The sequence below is a fragment of the Variovorax sp. UC122_21 genome (assembly GCF_044056785.1).
Taxonomy (GTDB): domain Bacteria; phylum Pseudomonadota; class Gammaproteobacteria; order Burkholderiales; family Burkholderiaceae_C; genus Variovorax.
Genome location: NZ_CP172004.1, coordinates 2,358,785 through 2,382,772, shown reverse-complemented (window position 1 = coordinate 2,382,772; position 23,988 = coordinate 2,358,785). Strand labels below are relative to the sequence as shown.

The 23,988-nt window shown below is 70.9% G+C and carries 16 protein-coding genes, 3 pseudogenes and 2 riboswitches; of the genes and pseudogenes, 15 read left to right on the top strand and 4 right to left on the bottom strand.

Annotated elements, in window-relative coordinates; all coding sequences use genetic code 11:
* Window positions 1–4: 4 nt before the first annotated feature.
* From ACHMXE_RS23540 to ACHMXE_RS23505, 8 genes and pseudogenes are all read left to right on the top strand, one after another.
* The gene (locus ACHMXE_RS23540) at window positions 5–1,078 is read left to right on the top strand and encodes a porin (protein ID WP_203201630.1); all 1,074 of its coding nucleotides are present in this window, start codon (window positions 5–7) and stop codon (window positions 1,076–1,078) included.
* A gap of 24 nt (window positions 1,079–1,102) precedes the next feature.
* Window positions 1,103–2,626, top strand: coding sequence for an FAD-dependent monooxygenase (locus tag ACHMXE_RS23535; protein ID WP_395351610.1), 1,524 nt, complete (start codon window positions 1,103–1,105; stop codon window positions 2,624–2,626).
* Window positions 2,627–2,630: 4 nt separating this feature from the next.
* Window positions 2,631–3,974, top strand: coding sequence for an amidohydrolase family protein (locus ACHMXE_RS23530; RefSeq protein ID WP_395351608.1), 1,344 nt, complete (start codon window positions 2,631–2,633; stop codon window positions 3,972–3,974).
* Window positions 3,971–4,744: pseudogene (locus ACHMXE_RS23525) on the top strand (alpha/beta hydrolase); the annotation flags it as partial. The gene ACHMXE_RS23530 and the pseudogene ACHMXE_RS23525, both read left to right, overlap by 4 nt.
* Window positions 4,745–4,953: 209 nt before the next feature.
* A riboswitch (glycine riboswitch) is annotated at window positions 4,954–5,038 on the top strand.
* A 20-nt stretch (window positions 5,039–5,058) separates the two neighbouring features.
* Window positions 5,059–5,165: riboswitch (glycine riboswitch) on the top strand.
* Window positions 5,166–5,180: 15 nt separating this feature from the next.
* Window positions 5,181–6,381 (top strand): annotated as a pseudogene (gcvT, locus tag ACHMXE_RS23520) (glycine cleavage system aminomethyltransferase GcvT).
* 83 nt (window positions 6,382–6,464) lie between these two features.
* A complete protein-coding gene (gene gcvH / locus ACHMXE_RS23515) occupies window positions 6,465–6,836 on the top strand; it encodes a glycine cleavage system protein GcvH (RefSeq protein WP_203201634.1) in 372 nt (123 codons plus the stop codon).
* Window positions 6,837–7,025: 189 nt separating this feature from the next.
* A complete protein-coding gene (gcvP, locus tag ACHMXE_RS23510; protein WP_395351606.1) occupies window positions 7,026–9,938 on the top strand; it encodes an aminomethyl-transferring glycine dehydrogenase in 2,913 nt (970 codons plus the stop codon).
* Between the two features lie 25 nt (window positions 9,939–9,963).
* On the top strand, window positions 9,964–10,695 hold the full coding sequence (locus ACHMXE_RS23505) for a Crp/Fnr family transcriptional regulator (protein WP_395351604.1): 732 nt from the start codon (window positions 9,964–9,966) through the stop codon (window positions 10,693–10,695).
* Here the strand turns inward: ACHMXE_RS23505 and ACHMXE_RS23500 are convergent.
* Window positions 10,638–12,203 carry an alpha/beta fold hydrolase gene (locus ACHMXE_RS23500; protein WP_395351602.1) on the bottom strand — a complete coding sequence of 522 codons (1,566 nt, stop codon included), beginning with the start codon at window positions 12,201–12,203 and terminating at the stop codon, window positions 10,638–10,640. The genes ACHMXE_RS23505 and ACHMXE_RS23500 overlap by 58 nt on opposite strands.
* Window positions 12,204–12,473: 270 nt before the next feature.
* Here ACHMXE_RS23500 and ACHMXE_RS23495 point away from each other — a divergent pair, with 270 nt between their 5' ends.
* The 5 genes from ACHMXE_RS23495 to ACHMXE_RS23475 are packed head-to-tail and all read left to right on the top strand — an operon-like array spanning window position 12,474 to window position 19,329.
* A complete protein-coding gene (locus ACHMXE_RS23495) occupies window positions 12,474–13,943 on the top strand; it encodes a nitrate/nitrite transporter (protein WP_395351600.1) in 1,470 nt (489 codons plus the stop codon).
* The gene (locus ACHMXE_RS23490; protein WP_395351598.1) at window positions 13,940–15,499 is read left to right on the top strand and encodes an FGGY family carbohydrate kinase; all 1,560 of its coding nucleotides are present in this window, start codon (window positions 13,940–13,942) and stop codon (window positions 15,497–15,499) included. The genes ACHMXE_RS23495 and ACHMXE_RS23490 overlap by 4 nt, the downstream gene beginning before the upstream one ends.
* On the top strand, window positions 15,496–17,175 hold the full coding sequence (locus tag ACHMXE_RS23485) for an FAD-dependent oxidoreductase (protein WP_395351596.1): 1,680 nt from the start codon (window positions 15,496–15,498) through the stop codon (window positions 17,173–17,175). Before ACHMXE_RS23490 ends, ACHMXE_RS23485 begins: the two co-directional genes overlap by 4 nt.
* Window positions 17,172–18,722, top strand: a complete 1,551-nt coding sequence (locus ACHMXE_RS23480; protein ID WP_395351594.1) for an FAD-binding oxidoreductase — start codon at window positions 17,172–17,174, stop codon at window positions 18,720–18,722. The genes ACHMXE_RS23485 and ACHMXE_RS23480 overlap by 4 nt, the downstream gene beginning before the upstream one ends.
* A 10-nt stretch (window positions 18,723–18,732) precedes the next feature.
* A complete protein-coding gene (locus tag ACHMXE_RS23475; protein WP_395351592.1) occupies window positions 18,733–19,329 on the top strand; it encodes a glycerol-3-phosphate responsive antiterminator in 597 nt (198 codons plus the stop codon).
* On the opposite strand, the gene ACHMXE_RS23470 is transcribed toward ACHMXE_RS23475, so the two are convergent.
* The 3 genes and pseudogenes from ACHMXE_RS23470 to ACHMXE_RS23460 all read right to left on the bottom strand — a co-directional run bounded on the left by ACHMXE_RS23470 (window position 19,326) and on the right by ACHMXE_RS23460 (window position 22,198).
* Window positions 19,326–20,258: a DUF3014 domain-containing protein gene (locus ACHMXE_RS23470; protein ID WP_395351590.1), complete on the bottom strand. Its 933-nt coding sequence runs from the start codon at window positions 20,256–20,258 to the stop codon at window positions 19,326–19,328. The two genes, ACHMXE_RS23475 and ACHMXE_RS23470, sit on opposite strands and share 4 nt — an antisense overlap.
* A 179-nt stretch (window positions 20,259–20,437) precedes the next feature.
* Window positions 20,438–21,105 (bottom strand): annotated as a pseudogene (locus tag ACHMXE_RS23465) (alpha/beta hydrolase).
* 31 nt (window positions 21,106–21,136) lie between these two features.
* A complete protein-coding gene (locus ACHMXE_RS23460) occupies window positions 21,137–22,198 on the bottom strand; it encodes an NAD(P)H-dependent flavin oxidoreductase (RefSeq protein ID WP_395351588.1) in 1,062 nt (353 codons plus the stop codon).
* 296 nt (window positions 22,199–22,494) lie between these two features.
* Here ACHMXE_RS23460 and ACHMXE_RS23455 point away from each other — a divergent pair, with 296 nt between their 5' ends.
* Window positions 22,495–23,346 (top strand): hypothetical protein, encoded by an 852-nt coding sequence (locus ACHMXE_RS23455; protein ID WP_395351586.1) that lies wholly within the window; start codon window positions 22,495–22,497, stop codon window positions 23,344–23,346.
* 15 nt (window positions 23,347–23,361) lie between these two features.
* Window positions 23,362–23,988: a hypothetical protein gene (locus ACHMXE_RS23450; protein ID WP_395351584.1), complete on the top strand. Its 627-nt coding sequence runs from the start codon at window positions 23,362–23,364 to the stop codon at window positions 23,986–23,988.

Here is a 23,988-nt window from a genome sequence, read left to right as displayed (position 1 = left end):
CCTCATGATCCAACGCAACACCCAGGCCCTGCTGCTCGCCCTGTCGGGACTCTCGCTGGCGCAGGGCGCGCAGGCCCAATCGGAACTCAAGCTGTCGGGCCTGCTCGGCAGCGGCGTGCTCTACACCCGCGACTCGGGCGGCCGCAGCCAGCTGCAGATGACCTCGACGCATGCCGCGCCCTTCCTCGCACTGACCGGCAGCGAATCGCTGGGCGGCGACCTGCGCGCGATCTTCCGCTGGAGCAACTCGGTCTTCGTCGACAGCGGAACCCTCGCGCCGCTCGAGAGCTACCTGGGCCTGAGCTCGGGCACCTGGGGCACGCTCACGCTCGGCGCGATGTACGACCTGCTCGCCGACGCGACGCCCTTCACTTCGGAGCGCTACACCTCGCTGCTCGCCACCCATCCCGGCAACCTGGACCGCACGGTCGGCAACGCGCTGAGCAACCTGGTCAAGTACAAGTCGCCGGTGTTCGGCGGCTTCCAGTTCGGCGCGATGTACGGCTTCGCGGAGGCGGACTCGACCACCAACGTCGGGCGCGCCGTCGGCGCGGAACTCAGCTACGCCAGCGGGCCGCTGCAGGCGCTCGCGATCTGGGAGTCGGTCAAGGGCATTCCTTTTGCACCCGCGACCCGGCTCGGCGTCCCCAGCCTCTACGGCGTCGACGTCGCCAAGGCGCCGGGCACGACGCTGTCGCAGACGCAGGACACGGCCACGGTCGGGCTGGCCTACACCAGCGACGGCTGGCGCTGGATGGGCAACTACAGCCACACGCGCCTGTCGGCGGCCGGGCTGCAGCAGACGGAGACCGCGCGAACCATCGACGTCGGCGCCTACAAGTACCTCACGAACCAGCTGCGCATCGGCGGCGGCTATTCGCTCACGAAGCTCGCGAGCTACCGCTGGGACCAGGTGCACGGCCACATCGACTACGCGCTGTCCAAGCGCACCAGCCTGTACCTGCTCGGCGTGCTGCAGAAGGCGGGGCCCGGGCAGAAGGCGGTGCTGCGCAGCCAGGCCGTGGCCGGAGGCCGCCGCCAGTCGGCGTTCGAGGTCGGCATGACGCACGCCTTCTAAAAAGTTTTCTTCCAAGGAGATCGAGTGACCGGAGATTCAATGCAGTGGGACGTGATCGTCGTCGGTGGCGGCCCCTCGGGGCTGACCATGGCGGCCGAGTTGGCGGGTTCGGGCGCGCGCACGCTGGTGCTGGAGCGGCGCGTCGAGGGCGTGCAGTCGCGCGCGGGCACGCTGCTGCCGCGCGTGCTCGAGCTGTTCGATGCGCGCGGCATCGCCGACCGCTTCATCGAGCGCACGAGGCAGATCCTCGACTACCCCTTCCGCTCGAGCCACATCTGGGCCGGTTTCCAGTCGATCGAGTGGGAGCACCTCGACACCCGCTTCGGCTTCACGCTCGGGCTGCCGCAGAACCTGACCGAGGAGATCCTCTGGGACTGGGCGGCCGAAAGCGGCGCCGAGCTTCGCCGCGGTGCCGAGGTACGCGCCGTGCGGCAGGACACGGAGGGCGTGGAGATCGAGGTTGCCGACCCGTCGGGCGCAACATCGACCCTGCGCGCCAGGTACCTGGTGGGCGCCGATGGCGGCCGCAGCACCGTGCGAACCCAGTGCGGCATGCCCTTCGAGGGCCACTCGGGCACCTTCCGCGGCATCGTGATCGACGCCGAACTCAGCGCGCCCTGGCCCGGCGGCCGCACCGGCGCCGACAACGAGATGGGCTGGGTGCGCGGCTATGCCTTCGGCGAGGGCATCACGCGCTTCAACATCGTGCACCGCGATCGCCGCCATGCGACCAAGGACGAGCCGGTGACGCTCGAGGAAGCGAAGCAGTGCCTGCGCGACGTGCTCGGCAGCGACTACGGCATCGAGGGCTTCCGCTGGGCCTCGCGCTTCGACGATCAGATGCGCGCCGTGCCCCGCCTGCGCCAGGGGCGCGTGTTCCTGGTCGGCGAATCGGCGCGCATCCACTACCCGGCCAGCGGCGTCGGCATGAACTTCTGCCTGCAGGATGCCTTCAACCTGGGCTGGAAGCTCGCGAACGTCGTCACGGGCGTGGCCGACGAGGCCACGCTGGACAGCTACGACGCCGAACGCTTGCCGGTGATGCATGCGCTGCTCGAGAGCGTGAAGGCGCAGTGCGTGCTGCAGTTCAACTTCGAGCCCGATGCGGTGGCGCTCAAGCGCCGGCTCGCGCGGCACATCATTCCGCTGCCCGAGGTGCAGCGCCAGCTGGTGCTCGAGTTGTGCGGGCTCGAGCAGCCCTACCCAGGTCGCGCGGGAGAAGCCGACCGCCACCCGCAGGCCGGCCAGCGGCTGCCCGACTTCGACCTCGTCACGCGCGACGGCCGCTCGGTGCGCGTCGCCGAGCTGCTGCGCGAGCGGCGCTTTTTGCTGCTCGATCTCGAAGGCAATTCGCGCCAGTTCGAATCGCTGGACTTGCATGGCCTGCCCGTGACCCTGGTGCCGGCCCGCGTGGCGCGCGTGCCGCCCGCCATGCGCGGCGTGCAGGCGATGCTGGTGCGGCCCGATGCCTATGTGGCCTGGGCCGGCGCGGACGTAGCGCGCGCCGCCGAGGTCGAGGCCGAACTCTCGCGCTGGATGAGGAGGTGATGCGATGAAGAACGACGACAGGCCATTGCTGATCGCGGGCGGCTGGGTGCTGAGCATGGACCCGGACATCGGCGAGCTGCGCCGCGGCGATGTGCTGATCGAGGGCGAGCGCATCGTCGCGATCGCGCCGCGCATCGATGCCCCCCAGGCCGAACGGATCGAGGCGGACCGCATGATCGTGCTGCCCGGCTTCGTCGACACCCATCGCCACACCTGGCAGAGCTGCGTGCGGCATCGCTATGCCGACATCGATTCGCAGATCTACTTCGCCGAGATGCTGGGCGCCAAGGGCGCGGCCTACCGTCCCGAGGACGTCTACACCGGCACCTTGCTGGGCGCGGTCGCGGCGCTCGACAGCGGCATCACCACCATGCTCGACTGGTCGCACGTGCAGAACAGCCCCGAGCATTCCGATGCGGCGATCGCGGCGCTGCGCGACGCCGGCATCCGCGGCGTGTTCGCGCACGGCTGGCCGCTGGTCGACGGCGCCTCGTGGATGTTCGGCAGCGAGCGCGGCCATCCGCAGGACATCAGGCGGCTGCGTGAGCGCTACTTCTCGAGCGACGACCAGCTGCTCACGCTCGCGATGGCCGCGCGCGGCCCCGAGATGGCGCAGCGCGAGACCTGGCTCGGCGACCTGCGGCTGGCGCGCGAACTCGGCATCCGCTCGAGCATCCACATGGGCGCCTACGCGCGCAACGCCGCCGTGCGCGGCATCGCGCAGATGCACGAGGCCGGCGTGCTCGGCGACGACCTGACCTTCGTGCACTGCTGCTGCTCGCACCATGACGAGTTCGCGATGATGGCCGACGCCGGCGTCAGCGCCTCGCTCGGCGTGCACTGCGAGCTCAATGCGCAGGGCATGGGCGACATCCCGTTCGACCGGCTGCTGGCCGTGGGCATCCGGCCCAGCCTCAGCGGCGACACCGAGACCAAGTGCGCGGGCGACATGTTCACGCAGATGCGCCATGCCCTGGCGTACTACCGCTCGTGGATGGGCGGCGGCCATTCGAAGACGACGAACGCTCCGGCGACGCTGGGCCTGCGCGACGTGCTGGGCTTCGCCACCGTGGCCGGCGCGCAGGCGAACGGGCTGGCGCACAAGGTGGGCTCGCTCACGCCGGGCAAGCAGGCCGACGTGGTGCTGATCCGCGCCGACGATCTGAACCTCGCGCCGGTCTCCGACGCGGTCGGCGCGGTGGTGCTGGCGGCCCATCCGGGCAATGTCGACAGCGTGTTCGTCGCGGGGAGGCCGGTGAAGCGCGACGGCCGCCTGCTCGATGTGGACCTCGATCGGCTGCGGCAGCGCGCGGCGGATTCGCAGGCCTATGTGCTGGGGCTGCAATGAGCGCGCCGCTCGATCCCGAGCTCGCCGCGATCGTCGCGGCGATGCGCGCGAACAAGGCACCGCCGCCGTTCTCCGGCACGCCCGGCGAGGCGCGCGAACGCATGCGCCGCGCGGTGATGGCGGCGCGCGGGCGCACGACGCTGCCGGTCGTGGCTTCCACCGAGGACCGCATCGCCGAACACCAGGGCCTGCGCGTGCCGGTGCGGGTCTACCGGCCCGTCTCGGCCGACGCTGTGCTGCCCACCGTGGTGTTCCTGCACGGCGGCGGCTTCGTGCTCGGCAGCGTCGAACTGATGGACGACATCGCGCGCAAGCTCTGCCGCGACGTCGAAGCGGTGGTGGTCTCGGTGGACTACCGGCTGGCGCCCGAGCATCCGTTCCCGGCCGCGCACGACGATGCGCTGGCCGCGACCCGCTGGGCGCTGGACCATGCGGAAACCCTTGGCGGCGATCCGTCCCGGGTCGCCCTGGCCGGCGAAAGCGCGGGCGCCAACCTGGCCGCCTGCGCCGCGCTGGCGCTGCGCGGCCATGCGCGGCCGCTGGCGGCCCAGCTGCTGGTGGTGCCGGGCCTGGACATGGCGCGCGACGTGGCCGCGATCGAGGCCCGCGGCATCGACTACCCGATGCTCGCGCCCGCCGACCTGCGCGAGATCGCCCGGCTCTGCATGGGGGCCTCGGCCCACCGCGCCGCCGAGGTGCCGCCGTCTCCGCTGCGCGCGGCGAACGTCGCGGACCTACCGCCGACCCTGATCGCCGTCGCCGGCCACGACCCGCTGCGCGAGGAAGGCCTGGCCTACGCGCACCGGCTCGAGGCGGCCGGCGTTCCGACCCCGGCTGCTGGCCTTCGACGACATGTTCCACCCGTTCTTCGGCTTCTTCGCCCACTCGGCCGCCGCCGGCCGGGCCCACGACGCCATCTGCCGATCACTGTCGGACCGGCTGCGCGACCGCGGCTGAAGCCGCCCGCAATCCACTACACTCGCCCGGGTCAGGAGAGAGCCCCGCACGGGGCCGCCGAAGGCGCAGGGGAACCCCCGAACGCTCAGGCAAAAGGACTGACACAGCGCCGGCCTTCGCGGGACGGCGTTTCCTTGCTGGAGAGAGGCCGGTGCCGCAGGCGCCCGGTCCACCGAAGGAGCAAACCCCGATCGTGGGGCGAATCTCTCAGGTAAAGCGGACAGCAGGGGTGGCCCCATGGCGCGAGCCATGGCATTCGATTGCTGCCCCCAGGAGTGCCCCGTGGCTGCTTCCGCCCCCGAATCCGAACTGCTCAAGACCCCGCTGCACGCGCTGCACCTGGAACTCGGCGCCCGCATGGTGCCGTTTGCCGGCTATTCGATGCCGGTCCAGTACCCCGCCGGCCTGATGGCCGAGCACAAACATACGCGCGCGGCCGCGGGCCTGTTCGACATCTCCCACATGGGCCAGCTGCGCCTGTCCGGCCCCGATGCCGCGGCCGCCTTCGAGACCCTGATGCCGGTCGACGTGATCGACCTGCCCGCGGGCAAGCAGCGCTACGGCCTGCTGCTCGACGACCAGGGCGGCATCCTCGACGACCTGATGTTCTTCAACGAAGGCAACGGCTCGCTGTTCGTGATCGTCAACGGCGCCTGCAAGGTGGCCGACATCGCCCACATCCAGCAGAGGATCGGCCAGCGCTGCCAGGTGCAGCCGCTGCCCGAGCAGGCGCTGCTCGCGCTGCAGGGCCCGCAGGCCGCGGCCACGCTGGCGCGGCTGTCTCCCGGCATCGAGCGTTTCGTGTTCATGACCGGCGGCGCGGTGCAGATCGGCGGCATAGCCGCCTTCGTCACGCGCAGCGGCTACACCGGCGAGGACGGCTTCGAGATCTCGGTCGCCGCGAAGGACGCCGAGGCGCTGGCCCGGCTGCTGCTGGCCCAGCCCGAGGTCGAGCCCATCGGCCTGGGCGCGCGCAACTCCCTGCGGCTCGAGGCCGGCCTGTGCCTCTACGGCAGCGACATCGACACCAGCACCACGCCGGTCGAGGCCTCGCTCAACTGGGCGATCCAGAAGGTGCGCCGCACGGGCGGCGCGCGCGCGGGCGGCTTCCCCGGCGCCGAGAAGATCCTGGCCCAGCTCGTGGCGGCCACCGGCGCGGCCGGCCATCTCGACCACGACACGCTCAAGCGCCGCCGCGTCGGCCTGGTCGCGCTCGAGCGCATCCCGGTGCGCGACGGTACGCCGCTGCAGTCCTTCGAGGGCCAGGACATCGGCCAGGTCACCAGCGGCCTGCTGGGCCCGACGGCCGACCGGCCGGTCGCCATGGGCTACGTGGCCACCGCCTTCGCCGAGCCCGGCACCCGGGGTGCAGGCCATCGTGCGCGGCAAGCCGGTGCCGATGGAGGTGTCGACCCTGCCCTTCGTGCCGACGCGCTACTACCGCGGCTGACGACCGGACATCCGGCGGACCGCCGTCGCGGCTAACCTACGCCCCGGCATCGGCCACTTTTTATCCACGAGGAGTTTTTCAACATGACCATCAAGTACACCAAGGACCACGAATGGGTGCAGGCCGAGGGCGGCAACGCCACGGTCGGCATCACCGTCCATGCGCAGGACGCGCTGGGCGACGTGGTCTTCGTCGACCTGCCCGAGGTCGGCAAGAGCTTCGCCCAGGGCGATGTCGCCGGCGTCGTCGAATCGGTGAAGGCCGCGGCCGACGTGTTCATGCCCGTCTCGGGCGAGATCACCGAAGTCAACGAAGCGCTGCGCGCCGACCCCTCGCTCGCCAACAGCGCGCCGCTGGCCGAAGGCTGGTTCTTCAAGGTCAAGCTGTCCGAACCGGCGCAGCTCGACGCGCTGATGGACGAAACCGCCTACGGCAAGTTCGCCGAAGAAGCCTAAGTTCCGAAATCGGATTGCCGGACGCAGAGGACGCGAAGGTTTCGCGAAGAACGCAAAAAGGAGAACCGGCTTCGGCATCGCCCTCTGCCTGGTTCTTTTTTCATCGAATTCTTTCGCGCCCTTTGCGTAACCTTCGCGTCCTCTGCGTCCGGAAGTCCGCTCCCCCCGCCCCTTCCTCCCCTGCCCGCCATGCCCACCCCCGCCGCCCTGCCCACCCTGCAAGAACTCGAGAACGCCGAGGAATTCATCGCCCGCCACATCGGCATCGATGCCGACGACGAGGCGCGCATGCTGCCCGTGATCGGGTCGGCCACGCGCGCCGAACTCATCGACGGCATCGTGCCCGCGGCGATCCGGCGCAGCAAGCCGATGCGGCTGCCGGCACCGGCCGCCGAGGCCGACGCGCTGGCCGAGCTCAAGGCGATCGCGGCGAAGAACAAGGTGTTCCGCAACTTCATCGGCCAGGGCTACTACGGCACCCACACGCCGGGCGTGATCCTGCGCAACATCCTCGAGAACCCGGCCTGGTACACGGCCTACACGCCCTACCAGGCCGAGATCTCGCAGGGCCGCATGGAGGCGCTGGTCAACTTCCAGACCATGGTCTGCGACCTCACGGGCATGGCGATCGCCAATGCCTCGATGCTCGACGAGGCCACCGCGGCCGCCGAGGCGATGACGCTGGCCAAGCGCAGCGTCAAAAGCAAGAGCAACGTGTTCCTGGTCTCGGGCGACTGCCATCCGCAGACCATCGAGGTGGTGAAGACCCGCGCCGCGCCGCTGGGCATCGAGGTCAAGGTCAGCACCGCTTCGGAAACCCTGCCGCACCTGATGGCCAGCGGCGAATTCTTCGGCGTGCTGGCGCAGTACCCGGCCACCACCGGTCACGTGCACGACCTGCGCCCGCTCGCGGGCCATGCGCACCAGTACGGCGCGGCCTTCTGCGTCGCGGCCGACCTGCTGGCGCTGACCCTGCTCGCGCCGCCCGGCGAATGGGATGCCGACATCGTCTGCGGCACCACCCAGCGCTTCGGCATGCCGCTGTGCAACGGCGGCCCGCACGCGGCCTACCTGGCCTGCCGCGACGATTTCAAGCGCTCGCTGCCGGGCCGCCTGGTCGGCGTGAGCGTCGACACCCATGGCCGCCCCGCCTACCGCCTCGCGCTGCAGACGCGCGAGCAGCACATCCGGCGCGAGAAGGCGACCTCGAACATCTGCACCGCGCAGGTGCTGCCCGCGGTGGTCGCGAGCATGTACGCGGTCTACCACGGCCCCGACGGCCTCACGCGCATCGCGCAGCGCGTGGCCGCGCTCACCGCCATCCTCGCGCGCGGCCTGGCCCAGATGGGCCGCGAGCCGGTCAACGAGACCGCCTTCGATTCGCTGACCATCCGCACCGGCGAGGACACCGCGAAGATCCTCGAGCGCGCGCAGGCCGCCAACGTGAACCTGCGCCAGCGGCTGCAGCAGCACCTTGGCATCTCGCTCGACGAGACCAGCACGCGCGCCGACGTCGAGACCCTGTGGGCGCTGTTCGTGCCCGCCGGCACGCCGATGCCGCGCTTCGAGGAGCTGGCCGCCAACACCGCGCCGCGCATCCCGCAGGCGCTGCGCCGCGCGAGCGCCTTCCTCTCGCATCCGGTGTTCAACACCCACAAGAGCGAGACCGCGATGCTGCGCTACATCCGCAGCCTGTCGGACAAGGACCTCGCGCTCGACCGCAGCATGATCCCGCTGGGCAGCTGCACCATGAAGCTCAACGCGACCAGCGAGATGATCCCGATCACCTGGCCCGAGTTCGCGAACATCCATCCCTTCGCGCCGGCCGAGCAGCTGCAGGGCTATGCCCAGCTCGACGCCCAGCTGCGCGCCTGGCTCTGCGAAGCCACCGGCTACGCGGGCATCAGCCTGCAGCCCAATGCCGGCTCGCAGGGCGAGTACGCGGGCCTGCTGGCGATCCGCGCCTTCCACGAGGCCCAGGGCGAAGGCCACCGCAACATCTGCCTGATTCCCTCGTCGGCGCACGGCACCAATCCCGCGAGCGCGCAGATGGTGGGCCTGCAGGTGGTGGTGACGGCCTGCGACGCGCAGGGCAACGTCGACCTCGACGACCTGAAGCGCGCCTGCGAGAAGCACGGCAGGAACCTGGCCGCGGTGATGATCACCTACCCGAGCACGCACGGCGTGTTCGAGACCCGCGTGAAGGAGCTGTGCGAGCTGGTGCATGCGCACGGCGGGCGCGTGTACGTCGACGGCGCCAACATGAACGCGCTGGTGGGCGTGGCCGCGCCGGGCGAGTTCGGCGGCGACGTGAGCCACTTGAACCTGCACAAGACCTTCTGCATCCCGCACGGCGGCGGCGGCCCGGGCGTGGGCCCGGTCTGCGTGGTCGAGGATCTCGTGCCCTACCTGCCGGGCCATGCGACCGCGGGCGTCTCGGGCCATGGCGTGGGTGCCGTGTCGGCCGCGCCGCTGGGCAATGCGGCCGTGCTGCCGATCAGCTGGATGTACTGCCGCATGATGGGCGCGAAGGGCCTGCAGGCCGCGACCGAGACCGCGATCCTCAGCGCCAACTACATCAGCGCGCGGCTCAAGGACCACTATCCCACGCTGTACGCGAGCCCTAACGGCCACGTCGCGCACGAGTGCATCCTCGACCTGCGCCCGCTCAAGGACACCAGCGGCGTCACCGCCGAGGACGTCGCCAAGCGCCTGATCGACTACGGCTTCCATGCGCCCACGCTGAGCTTCCCGGTGCCTGGCACCTTGATGGTGGAGCCGACCGAGAGCGAGCCGCTGGCCGAGCTCGACCGCTTCATCGAGGCGATGATCGCCATCCGCGGCGAGATCCGCCGCATCGAGGAAGGCGTCTGGCCGAAGGACGACAACCCGCTCAAGCACGCGCCGCACACGGCCGCGAGCCTGCTCGGCAGCGAATGGGGCCATCCCTACGCGCGCGAACTCGGCGCCTTCCCGCTGGCCGGGCTCAAGGACGCCAAGTACTGGCCGCCGATCGGCCGCGTCGACAACGTCTACGGCGACCGCAACCTGTTCTGCAGCTGCGTGCCCGTGGGCGAGTACCAGGAAACCGAAGCGGCCTGAGCCGCGACAGGCCGCCGGACGCCGTATGGACCCCGGCGAGATCGCCTCGCTCAAGTCGCGCTGGCGCGGCTGCGTCTGGGCCCACACGCTGAGCGACGACGAAGCCGAAGTGCTGCTGCCGCAGCTGCGCTTCGTCGAGCTCGCCGCGGGCCAGGCCATCTGGCACCGCGGCGATTCGGCCGAGCACTGGGTCGGCATGGGGCGCGGCAGCATGAAGCTGTGCACCACCTCGGCTTCGGGCAAGCCCGTGACCTTCATGGGCCAGGCCTTCAGCTGGGTCGGCGAGGTCGAGCTGATCCGCAACGAACCGCGCTTCTGCGACGCGGTGGCGCTGTCCGACGCGGTGGTCATCAAGATGCCGAAGGCGGCCTTCTTCCACCTGCTCGACGGCAACCGTGCCTTCAACCGCTTCGTGCTGCAGCTGCTGAGCGAACGGCTCACGCAGTCGATGGCCGTCACGCTGTCGGACCGCACGCTCGACCCGGTCGCCAAGGTCGCGCAGAGCCTGGCCTCGCTGTTCAGCCCCGCGGGCTTTCCGCCGCGCTCGCTCGAGCTGCAGGTGTCCCAGGCCGAGCTCGCGCTCTACTGCAACATGTCGCGCCCGCGGCTCAACGCGGCGCTGCGGCGGCTCGAGGCCGAGGGCCTGCTCACCCTCGGCTACCAGGTCGTGACCTTGCGCGACCTCGATGCGCTGCGTGCCTACCGCGCCGTGCCCTCGGCCGCCAGCGGCAGCCACACGCGGCCCGAGACCGCATAGGCGTTGTCGCCGGCGATGCCGGCCACCGGCGCGCCCGACGCGGGCGCCCAGACGTACTGCGCATGCGTGGCGAACAGCGCCACGCCGAGCTCGTCGCCGGGACGCAGGCGCGCGGCCACGCCGCCGAGCGCGATGCGTTGCCGCCCCGGCGGCGCGGGCACCACCTGGTCCGACAGCAGCATCAGCTCGCCGTTGCGGCGCAGCGCGAGCCCCACCAGCGCCACGCCGGGTCCGCCGGCCGCCCGCACGTCGAGCTCGGCCTCGGGCACGCCGGCCAGCACCGCGCCGCGCGGCGCATCGGTCGGCAAGGGAACGAAGACCGGCGCCGACGAACCCGCGCGCACCTCGGTGCGCGCGAGGGCCGCGCTTGACTGCGCCGCGATCGGTGCCGCGCCCTCGAAGGCCGTGCCGTCGTCGAGCGCGATGCACAGCTGGGGCACCGAAGGCGCGGCCGGCTCGATGTCGCGCAGCCTGGCATCGAGCCAGCCGAGCATCGCGTCCATCGCATCGACATTGCCGCAGCGCGCCGGCTTGTCGCGCTGCCCCGCGCGCGGATTCACATGGCCCGAGCGCAGCACCATGAGCCGCACGTCGCCGCCGCCGGCCTTGAGCTGACGCCAGTTGCGCAGGCCCTCGCCCATGTCGAACAGCACGTCCTCGCTGGCCTGCACCACCAGCGCATCGACGCGGCGCGACGGCTGCCCCGCCCAGCTCAGGCCCGAGGGCCCGTGCGCCTGGTAGGCATCGCGCAGCCGCCGCGCATCGGCGCCCATGTCGTTCCAGGCCCAGGCACCGGCCTTCGGCGCCGTCTCGCACAGCGGCCGCAGCAGGCCGCCGTCGCGCACCTTGCCGCGCTGCGCCATGAAGCATTCGAACTGCACGAAGCCCTGCTTGAGCACGCCCTGCGGCGCCAGCGAATGCTGCAGGTCGTACCAGGTCATCGACGGGATCGCGGTTGCGATGCGCGGCTCGAGCTGCGCGAGCTGCATCTGGTAGCCGCCACCGTACGAGCCGCCGATGGTGCCGATGCGCGGCCTGCCGTCCGCGCCCTTGCGCAGCGGCAGCTCGCGCTCGGCCCAGTCGATCAGGCTGCGGATGTCGGCGATCTCGGCGCGCGGGTCCATGATGCGGCTGTCGCCGCCGCTGTCGCCGTGGCCGCGATGGTCGAAGCTGATCACCGCATAGCCGCGCTCGACCAGCGTGGGCACGAGGCGGTCGACGCGCGACCAGTAGCTCGCGCCCGGATCGGTGTCGCGCGGCGGCAGCTCGCGCAGCCGGCCGAGGCCGAAGCCGCTCGCATGCAGCACCAGCGGATAGCCGCCCTCGGGTTTCGCATCGGGCAGAAACAGCGTGAACGCGACCTTGGTGCCCTTGGCCGCATCGACGCCCGCGAGCGGATCGGGCACCGTCGATTGCACCGCATGCTGCTGCACGGTGGCCGCGTGCGCCGCCGGCAAGGCCATGCAGGCGGCGGCGCACAGCGCGATGGCGTGGATCAGGGTCTTCATGTCTCGTTCGTTCCTCGTCGTGTCTTTCGAAGCACGCGACTCTAGGAACGACGAGCCATGCTGTTTGTCCCCGTGGGAACAGATGCAACACGGTGGCTTCTGGCGGTCCTAGTGGTTAACACCGCCTCGATTCACATTCATTGACGGATTGAAAACTTCGCACTTAGAATTTCGGCGCAGGTTCAGATTTAAAGACCATCTGTGAGATGGCTTTGTCGCGCCTGCATGGTTTGCATCGTCTTCTTGCGGATTATTCCAATGGAGACAACTGTGCAACCCAACGTGCTCAAGATCCGCGGCATCGACGATGTCATCGCCTACCTGGATTCACGCCAGGGCATCAAGGGCCGGGCCGCCGTCATCTGGTGGCTCGCACTCGGCGGACTGTTCCTCGACGCCTTTTCCAATTCCGCACTGAGCGCGGGCCTCGGGCCCATGACGCGCAACCTCTCGCTGAGCGCCGCGCAGGTCGCGCTGATGACCTCGATGGCCTCGTGGGTCGCGATCGCCTTCAATCCCATCGGCGGCTGGATGGCCGACCGCTGGGGCCGCATCCGGCCGCTGATCCTCGCCAAGGTGCTGGCCGTCACGGGCGCGGTGATCGTGGTGTTCGCGCCGGGCTTCGAGACGATCCTGGTCGGCCGCTTCTTCGTGGGCGCGGCCTACGGCATCGACTTCGCGATCGCGATGGCGGTGCTGGCGGAGTTCACGCCGGCGCGCTTCAAGAGCCGGCTCAACACCTGGCAGGGCATGTGGTACCTAGCCGTGTGCAGCAACCTGCTGCTGGCGCTGATGTTCTATTCGTGGAACGTGGGCGACTCGATCTGGCGCTACTCGGTGGCCGCCACCGCGGTGTTCGGCCTCGCGATCCTGCTGCTGCAGTTCGCGCTGCTGGTCGAGAGCCCGGTCTGGCTCGCGCGCAAGGAGCGGCTCGACGAGGCCGCCGCCGCCATGAGCCGCATCTATGCCGAGCGCTTCGCCGCCGCGCCGCGCCACGAGCGCGTGCCGGTCACGAACCAGGCCCGCCGCGGCGCGGCCAACGTGCTGCTGATCTTCCGCGGCGTCTACCTGCCGCGCACCATCCTCGCGGCCACGGTGCAGATCGGCCAGTCGATCCAGTACTTCGCGGTCGGCTGGTACCTGCCGCTGATCAGCGCCACGCTGTTCGGCAAGGACTTCGCGCAGGCCACCATCGGCGCGCTGGCCTTCAACGTGTTCGGCATCTTCGGCGGCTTCCTCTCGCCATGGATCGGCCGCAAGCTCGGCCTGCGCCGCGCCTCGGCCTTCGGCTTCGCGATGGTGTTCCTCATGCTGCTGACGCTGGGCCTGTTCCATGGCCGCATGCCGTTGTGGCTGGCGGTGGCGGTGCCCTCGCTGTTCATCCTGTTCCATTCGGGCGGACCGGGCGCCAACGGCAAGAGCCTGTCCTCGCTGTCCTTCCGCAGCGAACTGCGCGCGGGGGCCAACGGCATCATCGGCGCGCTCGGCTCGATCGGCGCGGCGCTGGGCCTTCTGGTGTTCCCGCTGTTCCGCGAGAAGTACGGTCTCGAGCACACCTTCCTGATCCTCTCGGTGGTGCCGCTGATCGCGAGCGCGATCTGCTTCGCGATCCGCTGGGACCCGACCCGCACTGGAATCAACCCCGACAACGAAGCCGGCGCGCCGCAGTTCAAGGACGACGCGCGCACCGGCATCCCCTCCGATTCGCTCCAACCCTCCCTGGGAAAAATGAACCGATGAGCTCCACCACCGAGGACGTGATCCTCTCCATCGACGAAGGCACCTCGGGCACGCGCGCCGCGGTCGTCGGCCGCGACGGCCACGTCTCCTGCCTCGAGTACGCGCCCCTTTCGGTCGACACGCCGCGCCCCGGCGTGGTCGAGCAGGACGCCGACGCGATCCTCGCGAAGACCCTGGCCGTGTGCCGCGCCAGCGTGGCGCGCGCGCCGGCCGAGGGCAAGCGCATCGCCGCGCTCGCCATCGCCACCCAGCGCTGCTCGGCCGTGCTGTGGGACACCCGCACGGGCCGCGCGCTGGTGCCCGTGATGGTCTGGCAGGACACACGCCATGTCGACGAACTGGCGCGCCTCGCGCCCGAGTGGGACGCGCCGCTGATGCGCCAGCTCGGCCGCCCGGTCGGCGTGCGCTCGCCCTACCTCTGGGCCACGCACCACCTGCGCGACACGCCGGCCGTGGCGCATGCCTTCGAGCAGGGCCGGCTCGCCTTCGGCACCATCGACAGCTGGCTGCTGTGGCACCTGTCGGAGCGGCGCGAATGCGTGACCACGCCGACCAACGTGACCTCGGGCAATGCCTACGTGCTGGCCGAGCACCGCTACCAGCTCGAATGGATCGACACCCTGGGCTTTCCACGCGCGCTGCTGCCCGCGCTGCGCGAGGATGCCGGCGACCTGGGCCGCACGCGCGCCGAGCTGCTCGGCATCGCGGTGCCGATCCTCGCCTGCGCGGGCGACCAGCATGCGGGCGCCGTCGGCCTGGGCTGCCTCGACCGCGCGCAGGCCATGTGCGTGCACGGCACCGGCAGCTTCGTCGACGTGATCACCGGCACCGTGCCGCCCCTCGACGCGGGCCTGCATCCGGGCACGCTCGCCATGACGGCGCGGCGCTCGGGCGGCGTCTCGCACTTCGCGGTCGAGACCTATGTGGCCACCACCGGCTCCGCGCTCAACTGGGTCTGCGAGAAGCTGCAGTGGTTCGAGAACGCGGCGCAGATCGGCGCGCTGGCGGCCGAGGCCGCGAGCGCGAACGGCGTCAGCTTCGTCCCCGCCCTCACGGGCCTGCGCGTGCCCGCGATGGAGCCGGCCGCGCGCGCCTCGCTCACCGGCATCTCGATGGCGACCACGCGCGCCGAGGTGGCGCGCGCGGTGCTCGAGGGCATCGCGCATTCGGTGGCCGCGTGCATCGCGGCCAACGAGCAGGTCTCGGGCCTGCAGGTGTCCGAACTGGTGGTCGGCGGCGGGCTGTCGGGCAGCTCGACCCTGCTGCAGATCCAGGCCGACCTCAGCGGCATGCCGGTGCGCCGCATGGCCGAGACCGAGCGCGCGAGCCTGCGCGGCGCCGCCTTCCTCGCGGGCGCCTCGGGCCTGCTGTGGCCCTCGCTGCAGGAGGCCCGCGCCACGCTGGCCACCGACGCGGTGTTCGAACCCGCGATCGGCGCCGACGAGCGCGAGGCCCGGCGCGCGCAATGGCAGGCACGGGTCGACTCCGAGCTCGCGCATGCGCAGCGCTTCAAGAACCCACCACTTTCCACCACGCCAGGAGAACATCCACGATGAGGGTCCTGCCATCCCTTCGACCGGCCAGGGACCGCGCCGAGATGACGGCCACCGAGCCCCTGCGCCTGCACCGCCCCGACCTGATCGCGCGCCTGGGCGACGAGCACTTCGACATGCTGATCGTCGGCGGCGGCATCACCGGCGCCTATGCCGCGCTCGATGCCAGCCTGCGCGGCTACCGCGTCGCGCTGGTCGAGAAGGACGACTTCGCCTTCGGCACCTCGTCGAAGTCCTCGAAGATGGTGCACGGCGGCCTGCGCTACATCGAGCAGGGCAACCTGGGCCTGGTGCGGCACTCGCTGCTCGAGCGCCAGCGCCTGCGCCGCAACGCGCGCCACCTGGTGCAGCGCCTGCCCTTCCTGTTCCCGGTGATGGAGCGCGAGGGCGTGTTCGACAAGCGCCTGGCCAAGGCCTTCGAGAGCCTGCTGTGGACCTACGACATCGCGGGCGGCTGGCGCGAGGGCATCCTGCACCAGAAGCTCAGCAAGGCCGAGGTGCTGTCGCACTGCCCCACCTTCCGCGAGGAGCACCTGACCGGCGGCTTCATGTACTTCGACGCGCGCGTGGACGACGCGCGCCTCACGCTCAACGTGGCGCGCACCGCCGCCTTCCACGGTGCCGCGGTGCTCAACCATGCGAAGGCGATCGAGATCACGCGCGACGCGCACGGCAAGGTCGACGGCGCGATCGTGCAGGCCGACGGCGGCGAGATCCGCGCGCGCGCCCGCGTCGTGGTGATGGCCACCGGCGTATGGCTGCGCGACTGGGACGGCCGGCGCAAGAACGAGGAGAAGACGCTCAACGTGCGCCCGGCCAAGGGCGTGCACGTGGCGATCCCCTGGCTCAAGATCCGCAACGACTGCACCGTGACCATTCCGGTGCCGGGCCGCAACCGGCGCGCGACCATCACGCGCTGGGGCAACGTCTCCTACCTCGGCACCACCGACGAGGACTACGAGGGCAACCTCGACGACGTCTGCTGCACGCGCGAGGAGCTCGACTTCCTGCTCGAGGGCGCGCGCTCGGCGCTCAAGACCGACCTGCGCGCCGAGGACGTGGTCGGCAGTATCGCGGGCTGCCGTCCGCTGGTGGCGCCGCCCGGCGGCAAGACGCTCGAGATCAAGCGCAACCACGAGATCCGCACCGCCTCCGACGGGCTGCTGACCATCGTCGGCGGCAAGCTCACCACCTCGCGCCACATGGCCGAGCAGACCATCGATGCCGCGCAGAAGGTGCTGGGCCGGCGCGCCGGCTGCACCACCAAGTCGGCCTTCCTGCTCGGCGCGGCCGGCTACGACGCGCAGGCGATCACCGCCTCGGGCGGGCTCTCGGCCCACCTGGGCGAGCGCTACGGCACCGAGGCGCGCTTCGTCAGCGACATCCTGCAGGACGACCCCAGCCTGCAGAAGCCGATCGTCGAAGGCCTGCCCTACAGCGAGGCCGAGATCGTCTACGCGGTGCGCCACGAACTCGCTCGCACCGTCGACGACGTGCTGTCGCGGCGCATCCGCGCGCGCCTGATGGCGCGCGACGCCTCGGGCCGCGCCGCGGACCGCGTGGGCGAAATCCTCCAGGCCGAACTCGGCCTGTCCCCCGCCGAGACGGCGCAGCAGGTCACCAGCTACCGCGCCGCCCTCGCACACGAAAAATCCATCCTCATGGGAGAAAGCAGATGATCAGCAAGGACGCCATCCAGCGCGGCTACAACCGCCGCAACTACATCGTCGGTGCGCACACGCCACCGGCCTATGCGAAGACCATCGCGGCCACCGACGGCCCGGCGGGCCTGCAGCGCGCGCCGATCGCGGTGCCGCTCGCGCAGCTCGAGGCGCTGCGCCAGGTCGCCGACGAGGTGCTCACCGCCACCGCCGACGTGGTGGCCTGGACGCGCGACTGGTGGGCCGGCTCCATGGTCAGCGAGACCGGCGGCCGCCCCGCGACGCCGCAGGCCGCGATCGTGCGCGTCTCCAGCGTCGAGCAGATCCAGGCCGTGATGCGCATCGCGCACGCGGCATCGATTCCCGTCACCGTGTCGGCCGGCCGCAGCAACGTGACCGGCGCGGCGCTGCCGGTGCGCGGCGGCATCGTGCTCGACGTCTGCGAGCTCAACAGATTCATCGGCTTCGATGCCGAGAGCCAGATCGTCGAGGTCGAGGCCGGCATGTTCGGCGACGTGTTCGAGGAGACCATCCAGCGCGACCACCGGATGACCATGGGCCACTGGCCCTCGTCCTTCGGCATCAGCACGGTCGGCGGCTGGGTCGCCTGCCGCGGCGCGGGCCAGCTCTCGACGCGCTACGGCAAGATCGAGGACATGGTGTTCGGCATGGACGTGGTGCTGGCCGACGGCAGCCTCGTCACCGTGGGCGGCTACTCGCGCGCCGCGGTCGGCACCGACCTGCAGCAGTTGTTCATCGGCTCCGAGGGCACGCTCGGCGTGATCGTGCGCGTGCGGCTCAAGCTGCACCGCCTGCCCGACTACGGCCGTGCCATCGCCTTCAGTTTCGACAGCTTCGCCACCGGCCTCGAGGCCTGCCGCCAGATCATGCAGCGCGGCGCCAACCCGGCCGCGCTGCGGCTGTACGACGCGCTCGAGAGCAAGGTGCAGTTCGAGCTGGCCGACACGCACGTGCTTCTGATCGCCGACGAGGGCGCGCCCGAGATGGTCGACGCGGTCATGGCGATCAGCGAGCGCGCCTGCCGCGAGCTGGGCCGCGAGCTCGACGGGCCCGTGATCTTCGAGCGCTGGCTCGACACCCGCTACCTCACGGGCAAGAGCGCCGAGGGCTTCAAGCGCAGCCCGGGCTTCGTGGCCGACACGCTCGAGATGAGCGGCCGCTGGAGCGACCTGCCCGCGATCTACGACGAGGTGGTGGCCGCGATCAACGCCGTGCCCGGCACGCTGGCCGGCTCGGCCCACCAGTCGCATGCCTACGTGGACGGCGCCTGCCTCTACTTCTCGCTGCGCGGCGAGGTCGAGGTGGCGGACCGCGCGCGCTGGTACCGCGCGGCCTGGGACGCGGCCAACGCGGTGCTGGTGCGCCACAATGCCGCGTTGAGCCACCACCATGGCGTCGGGCTGCTGCGTGCGCCCTACATGGCCGACTCGCTGGGCAGCGCCTTCCCGGTGCTGCAGGCGATCAAGCGCACGCTGGACCCGAAGAACATCCTGAACCCGGGCAAGCTCGGCCTCACCGACGAGCTGCCCCCTTCCGCAGACTGAGCCCCATCGAATGGACCGTTCCCTCGGCGCGCGCCTCGCGCGGCACCCGATCATCGCGACGCTCTACGGCGCGGAGCAGATCGACAGCTTCGTCGACAGCGCGAGCGAGATCGCCATCGTCGCGAACGTGGAGCTGCGCCGGCTGCAGGCCGTGGTCGCGACCATCACGCGCGCGGACAAGATCGCCATCGTCAACATCGACAGCTGCGAGGGCATCTCGCCCGACAAGGGCGGCGTGGAATACCTGGCCGAGATCGGCGCGACCAGCCTGGTGTCCACGCGCGTGGCGACCATCCAGCGCGCCAACCGCGCTGGCCTGCTGACCATGCAGAAGGTGTTCGTGACCGACCGCTCGACCTGGCCGCGCAGCGTGAAAGCGCTCGAGCAGAGCGACCCGAACCTGGTCCAGCTGATGCCCGCGCCGATGCTGCCGCACATCTCGATCAAGGAGCGCAACGCGCTGCCGCCGATCGTCGCCTCGGGCTTCGTGACGACGACCAACGACGTACGCAGCGCGCTCGCGGCCGGCGCGGTGGCGGTGTCGACCAGCGACACCGCGATGTGGAGCCTCGACATCCAGGCGCCGAAGACCGGCGCGGCGGGCTAGGACTTCTTCTTCGCGACCTCGCCCGTGGCGATCTGCTGGCGCAGCGCGCGCAGGCTGGCCTTGAGCTTGCGCTCGTTCTCCGGGCCCATGCGTACCATGATCTTCTGGCCCGCGCTGAGCGACTCGAGCTGCGGATCGACGTACTCGTAGCGCGTCCACGGGCGCTGCGAGGGATAGTCGCCCTTGACCTCGACCAGCCGCACCTGCACCGGCCCCGTGGGCTCGGGCGCGGCCAGCAGGTGGTCGATGACCGCGATCAACCGGTCGTTGAAATAGCGGCCCGGATAGCCGAGCTCTTCATAGGCCTGCTGGAACAGCGGATAGAGCCGCGCGTACACGCCCGCGGCCTTGGCCGGGTCGACCGATTCGGCGAGCAGCACGAAGCCGTTGTAGCGCGCGGCATTGTTGGCCGCGATGGTCTGGTTGGCGCCCTGCCCCTCTGTGATGAAACGCTGGCCAGTGGGCTGCACCGGCCAGGCGCTCGCGGGGGCCTGTTCGCGCGCGAGGTTGTCGACCGTGGCGACGAAGCGCCGCACCACGCCGTCGGGACGCAGGAAGGCGTTGGCGTTCTTGCCGCCGAGCAGTTCGGCCAGCGCCTTCAGCACGCGCGAATCGGAATCGGCCAGCGAGGGCAGCGCGGCATCGGGCGGCGCGAGCGCATCGACCGGGTTCTGCGGGCCCGAGGCCGCGGGGGCCGGCGCGGGCGCGGGCGGTGCGTCTTCGGGGGTAGTGGTGGCCACCGGCGGCGCCACGGGTTGTTGTTGCTGCTGGTACCAGCGCCAGCCGAAGTAGCCGGCCACCAGCAGCACCAGCACGAGCAGCGCCCACGGCAGCATGGAGCGCTCGCGGCGCGGTGCGTAGTCGCGGGTCTCGCCCGCGGTGCTCATGTCGCGTTCGGCACGGAAGTCGTTGTTGTCGTTCTCGGGCATGGCGGCGTGTCTCTCCTGTGGCGTGCGGTGCGTGATGACGAACCGTCATGTTGCACGAACAAGAGGACCGGAACGCGCCGGTCCTCGTAACCCCGTGTGACGCCCTCGCCACACGGAAGTTCAGCCACGCCCTCGACACGCATGCGGCGCCACCGGTTTCCGGGGCGCGCGGGCAACGCTCAGTGCGCGGCCGTGAGCGACTGCAGCCAGGCCAGCGTGCCTTGCAATTCAGCGGGCCGGATCTCGTGGCCGCCGGGGAAATCGCTGCCCGCGAGCGACAGCGGCAGGCTGCCGGCCAGTTCGCGCGTGGCCTGCGCGGCCGCGGGCGGAATCACGTTGTCGGCGCTGCCATGGCTCACCCACAGCGACTTGCCTTCGAAGGCCTCGGGCGCGGCCACATCGGGCAGCACCTGCGGCAGCAGCCGGCTGTGCCAGACCATCGCGGCGCGCATCGACGCCGGTTTGGTCAGCAGCAGCGACAGCGCCATGATCCCGCCCTGGCTGAAGCCGCCGACCACCACGCGCTCGGCGGAATGCCCAGTTGCGCCGAAGCCGAGGCCAGCATCTCGCCGACCAGGAAGCGGCTCTCGCGCTCCTGGTCCTCGTCGATGCGGCGCTGGCCATCGGCCAGCACCTCGAACTCGAACCAGGCATAGGAACCCGGCGTGAGCACATAGGGCGCGCGCAGGCTCAGCACGTGGAACTGCGGCGGCATCAGGCGCGCGAGGCCGAACAGGTCCTGCTCGTTGCTGCCCACGCCATGCATCAGCACCAGCAGCCAGGGATCGCGCGTGCCTGCGGCGGTCGGTTGTTCGAGGAATTGGAGCGGCAGTTGGAGCGTGGTCATGTCGATGAAAAGAAGAAAGCGGAAGGTCCTGTCAGCGCAGCGAAGCCTTGAAGCCTTCGGCCAGCGAGCGCGTGATCTCGGCGGTGGGCTGTTCGCGGCAGCCGCTCGCGTTCTGGCCCGACCACAGCGGCGAGAAGTCGCCGCTGCCCTGGGCCTCGGCCTTGGCGCGCAGCGGCGCGATCGCCGAGGTGGCGAGCGGGAATTCGGGCGCGGGACCGAGCGGGCCCAGCTCGCGGATCACGCGGTTGACAATGCCGCGCGCGGGCCGGCCGGTGAACAGATTGGTCAGCGCCGTGTGGCGCGCGGCCTCGCTCTTGAGCGCGCCGCGGTGCATGGCGCTGGTGGTGGCCTCGTTGGCCAGCAGGTAGGCGGTGCCCACCTGCACGCCCGCCGCGCCCAGCGCCATCGCGGCCGCCACGCCCTGCGCATCGGCGATACCGCCCGCGGCGATCACCGGCACGCGCAAGGTCTGCGCCAGTTGCGGCAGCAGCGCGAAGGTGCCCAGCTGCGCCGTGAGGTCGTGCGACAGGAAATGGCCGCGGTGCCCGCCGGCCTCGAGGCCCTGCGCGATCACCGCGTCGGCGCCGTTCGCCGCGAGCCAGCGGCCCTCCTCGACGGTGGTGGCCGAGGCCAGCACCTTCGCGCCCCAGCCCTTCACGCGCGCGAGCAGCTCGGCCGACGGCAGCCCGAAATGGAAGCTCACCACCGGCGGACGGAACTCGGCCAGCAGCTCGGCGATCTCGGCGCTGAACGGGTTGCGGCCCGGGCCGGCCGCGATGCCCGCGGGATCGATGCCGAACTCGGCGTAGTAGGGACCGAGCGCGGCGCGCCAGGTGGCTTCGCGCTCGGCGCTCGGCACCGGCGGCTGGTGGCAGAAGAAGTTGAGGTTGTAGGGCTTCGTCGTGCCCGCGCGGATCGCCGCGACCTCGCCGCGGATGGCGTCGTTCGAGAGCATCGCGCAGGGCAGCGAGCCCAGCGCGCCCGCGTTGCTCGCGGCGATCGCCATCGCGCTGCCCTGCACGCCCGCCATGGGGGCCTGGATCAGCGGCAGTTCGGTGCCCAGCAGTTGCAACAGCGTCGAGGTGGTGGTCATGAAAGAGGCTCCAGTGCGAACGGGGATTCTTCGGAAGGCGCGGCATGCCGATGCGCGCGCCGCACGCCCCGATTCTGAAGGGAAGCGCGGTCGGGCCGCCCGCGCGGGGTCATCGGCGCTGCTTGAGCAACAATGCCCGCATGCGCACACCGACCCCGTCGAACCGCCCTGCTTCGCAGCGCCGGCCCCTTGCATTGCTCGCATCGCTCGCCGTTAGTACCGTGATGTTCATTCTGCTCACGGCCTGCACGCAGAACGAATCCGAAAGTGCGACAGCTGCGCAGGACACGGCCGCCGTGGAGGCCACGCCCGCCGCCGCGGACCCGGCGGCGCCCGCGACGCCCCGGCCCGAATTCTCGGCCACGCTGCAGCGCGATGCGCTGATGGCGCTGCTGTTCGAGCCACCGCCCGTCGGCGAGACCGCGAGCCGCACCGACGACGTGCAACTGCCCGAGATCGGCAACGACGGCAAGCCGATGACCGAGGGCTTCGCGCCGACCCGCGCGCAGGTCTCGCCGCGCGAGGTGGTCCGGCTCGACGACACGCATGCCGTGCTGCTCACCGAGACCGTGCCGCTCGACGACCGCGGCCAGCCGATGGATGCCCACGTGGCGGGCGCATGGCTGGGCGCCTATTTCTTCGAGCAGGGCGACGCGGGCTGGAAGCTCGCCGGCCGCAACGACGGCGTCGACTACCTCGGCTTCTCCGGCAACATCGGCCTCACGCGCGTCGAGCGCATCGCGCCGCAGCGCTTCGTGCTGACCGTCACGAGCGGCAGCTGCTGGCAGGGCTACTGCGGCAGCTGGCTCTCGGTCTACGAGATCGGCGCCGCCGAGGTGCGCCAGTTGATCGAGGGCGTGCCGCTGGGCGCCGACAACGGCGGTGCCGACGGCGCCTGCGAGCCGGTGCTGCAGGGCACGCGCCCCGAGGAAGCGCCGCGCGGCGCCTGCTACCGCGTCGACGGCAAGCCCGAGTTCGCGCTCGGCACGCAGGACGATCCGGGCGAGCTGCAGATCGTCTTCAAGGGCGCGCGCACGCGCGACGCGAACGACCTGCGCGTGCAGACCGTCGACGAGCAGCTGGTCTACAGCCTGCGCAATGGCGCCTATGCGCTGGTGCAGGGCCGCAATCCCGTGCCCTCGTTCTGAGACGGGCACCGAGCGATGGGCTTCATCCCCGACCGCCGCATCGAAGCCGAGGCCACCGAGGCCGCGGCCGAGATGATCGAGCGCGCGCGCCGCAACTTCGATGTGGCGCTCGACTTCACCGACGCCAGCATCCGCAAGGTCGAGGCGCTGCTGCAGCAGTTGCACCTGCGCGCGCGCAACGACAAGCCGAGCGACGCGCAGGTCTTCGACTACGCCAAGGGCCTGGGCAGCTACGTGGGCGAGGTGTTCCGCCGCAACCATGGCGCCGAATGGGGCGTGGTCGCGCTCGGCGACGACAGCTACCCCGGCATGCGCAGCACCCACCGCGAGCAGCTGTTCTGGCCCTGGCGCCGCGCCTACAACCGCATCGTCAACGGCCCCGAGGACAACGTCTGGCACTACTACCAGCTGCTGGTGGAACGCGCGGGCGGCACGCTGGCCGTGCACGACGACGGCATGCCGTCGAACTTCGCGCCGCCGACGATGAACTACGGCCGCGCGCGCGCCGCGGCCACCGCGAAGGGCTCGCCGAGCGTGCGCTTCAGTGCGAATGCAATGGGCGGCGCGCCCGGGCGCGCGAAGCGGCCCGCGACCTCGGCCGCGCCCGCGCCGGTGCGCAGGCCCTGGTGGAAGTTCTGGTGA